Annotated in this window: 3 protein-coding genes; all 3 read left to right on the top strand. The window is 62.2% G+C overall.

From position 1 onward, the window contains the following. Positions 1-135 precede the first annotated feature (135 nt). Complete coding sequence (locus WBB85_RS05360; protein WP_432637597.1) at positions 136-2502, top strand: type IV secretion system protein B4; 2367 nt, start codon at positions 136-138, stop codon at positions 2500-2502. Between the two features lie 147 nt (positions 2503-2649). Next, positions 2650-3762 carry a lytic transglycosylase domain-containing protein gene (locus WBB85_RS05365; RefSeq protein WP_432637598.1) on the top strand — a complete coding sequence of 371 codons (1113 nt, stop codon included), beginning with the start codon at positions 2650-2652 and terminating at the stop codon, positions 3760-3762. Continuing rightward, positions 3759-4465 (top strand): type IV secretion system protein (locus WBB85_RS05370; RefSeq protein WP_432637599.1); only part of this gene is annotated, 707 nt, incomplete at its 3' end. The genes WBB85_RS05365 and WBB85_RS05370, both read left to right, overlap by 4 nt.

A 4465-nucleotide genomic window follows, 5' to 3' on the forward strand; every position in this document is an offset into this window, starting at 1 on the left:
GGCTCCTGACCGCGCCGCTTTGGTACATGGCGGCGCGGATCGTCACCGCGATCAATCCCAATATCCACAATGTCATGACCGTCCGGCTGCGGCACACGCCGATGAGCCTGCTGCGGTTCGGAAAGGCCGGGCGGTATGTTTGACCAGAGCGCGTCTCTCGACAGCATTCTGTCCGACCGCGCTAAACGCGCGCGTCCGGCCGATCCGCAACTCTACACCCATCTGCCCTATACGATGGAAGTGGCCGATGACGTGGTCCGCACCCGCGAAAACGCCCTCATGGCGTCTTTCGAAGTGACCGGCATCGACGGGCTTACCGGCGATCCGCGCCGGATCGTGGTCTTGCGCGACCAGATCGCCCGGCTGCTTTCCGGGCTCGATGAGCGCTTCAGCTTCTATATCCATCGCCTGACGCGACCTGCGACACTCGGTACAAAGAAGATCCTCGGGTCGTCGTTTGCCGCCGATGTCGATCGTGCATGGCGCGCACATCTGTCCGGCGAACACCTGCTGGAATTCGTGACGGTGGTGACGGTGGTGCGCACCGCCGAGACGGGCTTGCGGGTGCCATTCTTTGCCAAAGCTGCCAAACGGCTCTTCCGCGAAGACACAGAAACCCGTCTTGCCAACCTCCGCGAAGTGACCGGCATTCTCAAATCCGCCATCGGACGTCCGGTGCGCGATCTCCTGATCTCGGACGGTTCACTCATCGGCTTTTATGCCGCGCTCACCAACGGCGTGCTGGCGCCGGAGCCGCGCGGCGCGCTCAGCCTCATCAGCGAGGATGCCGCGGTCTCGGGTCTGGAATTCGACCGGGGCACGATCCGCATCATCGACGGGCCGGGGGCAGGGCGCTATGCCGCCGTGCTCTACGTCTCGAAACTCTCACAATCGACGCTGCCGGGCATGCTTGACGGGCTCGATTGCGCGGCCAACCTCATCGTTACGCATGCCTTCACCCCGATCGACCGCACGGTGATCACTGAACGCGGGCTGAACCGGCTCGCCCAGATGCATGCGGCGTCGGAACTCGCGGGCACAATCGAAGGTCAGCTCATAGAGGCCGTCGATGACCTTAAAAGCGGACGTCTCGGGTTTGGCGAACACCAGCTCACGATCACGGTCTTTGCCGAGAGCCAGAAGGCGCTCGATGCCGAAGTATCGCGGCTTCGGGGCCTCGCCCTGCAAAGCGATGTCCGGCTCGAACGCGACCGCCATGCGACCGAGGCGAGTTTCTTCGCCATGCATCCCGGCAATATGGACTATCGCTGCCGCAAGGCGACGGTTTCCACGAACAACTTCGCCGATCTTGCCGCGCTCCATATGGCCGATGAGGGGCTTACGTCCGACAAACTGCCCTGGGCGACGCCGATCACCGTCTTCCAGACCGCACAGGGCTCTGTCCATCGGTTCTCATTCCATGAACCGGGCAATCCGCAAGACGAACCGACCGTCGGGCATTCGCTCGTGCTTGGCCCCTCCGGCGGCGGCAAGACAAGCACAGTCGGGTTTCTTCTGGCGCAAGCCATGCGCGCAAAGGCCCGCATCATCGTCTTCGACAAGGATCAGGGCCTGAAGATGGCCGTCGATGCGCTCGGGGGTCGTTACGCGCCAATCCGCGCGGGGCAGGGGACAGGGCTCAATCCCTTGCTGACTGAAACCGGCGACCGGGGACAGGCGTTCCTCATGGACTGGCTGACGGCTCTTCTCGAACGAAGCGGGCAGGGGCTGACGCCTATCCAGGCCACGGCTTTGCAGCGCGCGGTCGCCCAGAACGCGACGGCCCCGGAAGAACTGCGCAATTTCCGCGAGTTCGTCTCGCTGATCGGTGACGTGAACGATGACCGTGCGCTGGCGCTCAAGCTCGCCGAATGGGGGCCGGGCAGCCGTTACGGCTGGGTCTTCGGCCCGGCGGATCGTCCGGTTGTCGATTTCTCCACCCATGATGTGACAGCACTCGATCTGACCGAACTTCTCGACCTTTCGACCGAACGCACCGCGATCCTCTCTTATCTCTTCCGCCGCATCGAAATGCTGATGGAGGAAAAGCGTCCGACGCTTCTGGTGATCGACGAGGCCTGGAAGGTGCTTGACGATCAGTATTTCGCGACGCGGCTGAAGAACTGGCTCGTGACGGCGCGCAAGCAGAATGTCGTCGTGGTGATGATGACGCAGTTCCCAAGCCAGATCCTGGAAAGCCGCGCACGCGCCATCTTCGAGGGCCTGCCGAACCAGCTCATCTTTGCGAACCCGGCGGCCGAAGAGGCCGATTACGATCACCTGTCGCTCACGGAAAACGAACTTGAATTCGTGCTGACGGGCAATCCCGCCCGGCGCATGGCGCTCTGGCGGAACCCTCGTGGCGGAACGCTTCTCGATGTCGATCTGGGGCCCCTCGGACCGATGCTGACGGTTCTTGGCGGCGGCAAGGCCGGTCAGAGGGCCTTCGGCGCGGATTACGAGAGCCGTCCGCAGTTCTGGAAAACCACCGATCAGGAATAACCCAATGAAATCAATATATTACATAACTAAGCTTATCGGACTTTTGTCGCTGGCCTTTCTTGCGGCCTGCGAAACCCCCTCATTGCGCACGAACTGCTGGTCGAAAGCGCCGCAGGTTACGCGCGGATATTCGGGGGGATCGTGCTGATGCGCAAGACCGCACTGGCCCTCGCTTTGACCTCAGCCGCCTCGGCCGCGCTGGCACAGGGCGTGCCGGTCGTCGATGCGAAAGGCATCGCTAAAGGCGCGGCGGTTCTGGGTGAGAAAAAGGCGCTGACGGCGGCCGAGCAAGCGGAGAATGCGAAGCGCGCCAATATTACGACGATCCGTCAAGACCAGCTCGACGCCATCGACTCCGTGCTTTCAACGGTGACAGGCGCGAGCGCCGCCACAGGGTCAATCGAGACATTGGCAAGCGCGCAGGCGACGAATGTCTACGCGATCGACGACAACAACCCTTACGCCGACCGGCTGTTCGGCGATGCGCGCGTGACCATCGAACAGATGATCATTGCCACGGCCCAGAAGTATGGCGGCCACCCTGCCCTTGCAAAGGCGGGCATCAACCCGATGGAGTTCCGCTGCTGGTTCCAGGCGCTGGTAAAGCAGGAAAGCAATTTCTCCATCGGTGCGCGCTCGCCGAAAGCCGCCTACGGGCTGACGCAGATCATCCCCGGCACCGCCCAGGGGCTCGGCATTTATCCTGCCTATTACGACGATCCCTATCTGCAACTCGACGGTGGCGCGCGGTATCTGCTGCAACAACTTTCCAAGTTCGGCTCAATGCCGCTGGCGCTTGCCGCCTACAATGCCGGGCCGGGTGCGGTGCAGAAATACGGTGGCATTCCGCCCTATCAGGAGACACAGGACTACGTCGTAAAGATCACCGGCTACTACAACCGCTATGCGGCCCGGGTCTCTGGCGTCGATACCGAGGGCACGTTTGATCCGCGCGATATGGTGATTGCCGAGGCGAGCAACCAGGCGGATGCGGGCCTGCATTACGGGGTTCATGCCTCGACGCAGATCACGCAATCGCTGACGCGGCTTCGGGAAATCGCGACCCGGGTTCCGGCCACGGCCTCGGCCAAGGAGGCGATGGATCTCAATGCTTATGCCCGCGTGGAAGCGGCCCGTATCGCATGGATGGTGCAGCGTCTGAAAGCCGCCCGCGCCCAGGTCGAACACGCGCGTTACGCGCTTCTTCTGCAAGCCTATGCACAAGATCAAACATTCCTTCAGGTGAGGTTCAATCCATGAAACAGCTTCTTATTTCCGCCGCCCTTGTCCTCGGTCTCGGTGCCGGTGCTTCCCACGCCCAGGGCGTTCCGACCACGGACGTCAAGAACCTCGCCCAGCTCGTGCAGATGCTGACCGAGGCGCAGGCACAGTTGAAGGAACAGATCCTGCAGAACGTGAAACTTGACGATCAGACGCTGAAGCTGATCCAGCAGGTCCAGACGCTTCAGGCGCAATACGATGCGCTGACCAAGGGGCTGTCGCTTGCCCAGCTCAATATCGACCCGAAGACATGGCTCAAGGGCGTCATTCCGACCTGGGGCGATCTGACAACCTCGCTCACAAGCGCGCAATCGGGCAACTGGGGCTCGGTCACAAGCTCGGGCAAAGTCGGATCGACGCCTGCCGGAACCTTCGTGGATGATCTTTTCAAATCGGCAGGTCTGACCAGCGCCGATGTATCGGCGCTGACCTCAAGCACCGACCCTTCGGCGGCCCGTATCGGCACCTCGGCCAATACGAGTGCGTTTCTGTCGGTCGCGGCGCAGGAAGCTGCGCAAGGGGCCTCGGACAGTCTCGGCCGCCTCGACGGGGTCGCGCAACAGATCGAGACGACAAACAACCTGAAGGAAGCCATTGACCTCAACACCGCCGCGACGGTTGAATTGGGTGTGGCCCTTGCGAACATCTGGGCGGCTGAATCCGTGCAGATCGTCGGCATGGG

The sequence above is a fragment of the Albidovulum sp. genome (assembly GCF_049646345.1).
Taxonomy (GTDB): domain Bacteria; phylum Pseudomonadota; class Alphaproteobacteria; order Rhodobacterales; family Rhodobacteraceae; genus Albidovulum.

Excerpts from the sequence above, each read along its gene's own strand:
- WBB85_RS05360 (WP_432637597.1), top strand. The coding sequence starts at position 136 with ATGTTTGACCAGAGCGCGTCTCTCGACAGCATTCTGTCCGACCGCGCT.
- WBB85_RS05365 (WP_432637598.1), top strand. The coding sequence starts at position 2,650 with ATGCGCAAGACCGCACTGGCCCTCGCTTTGACCTCAGCCGCCTCGGCC.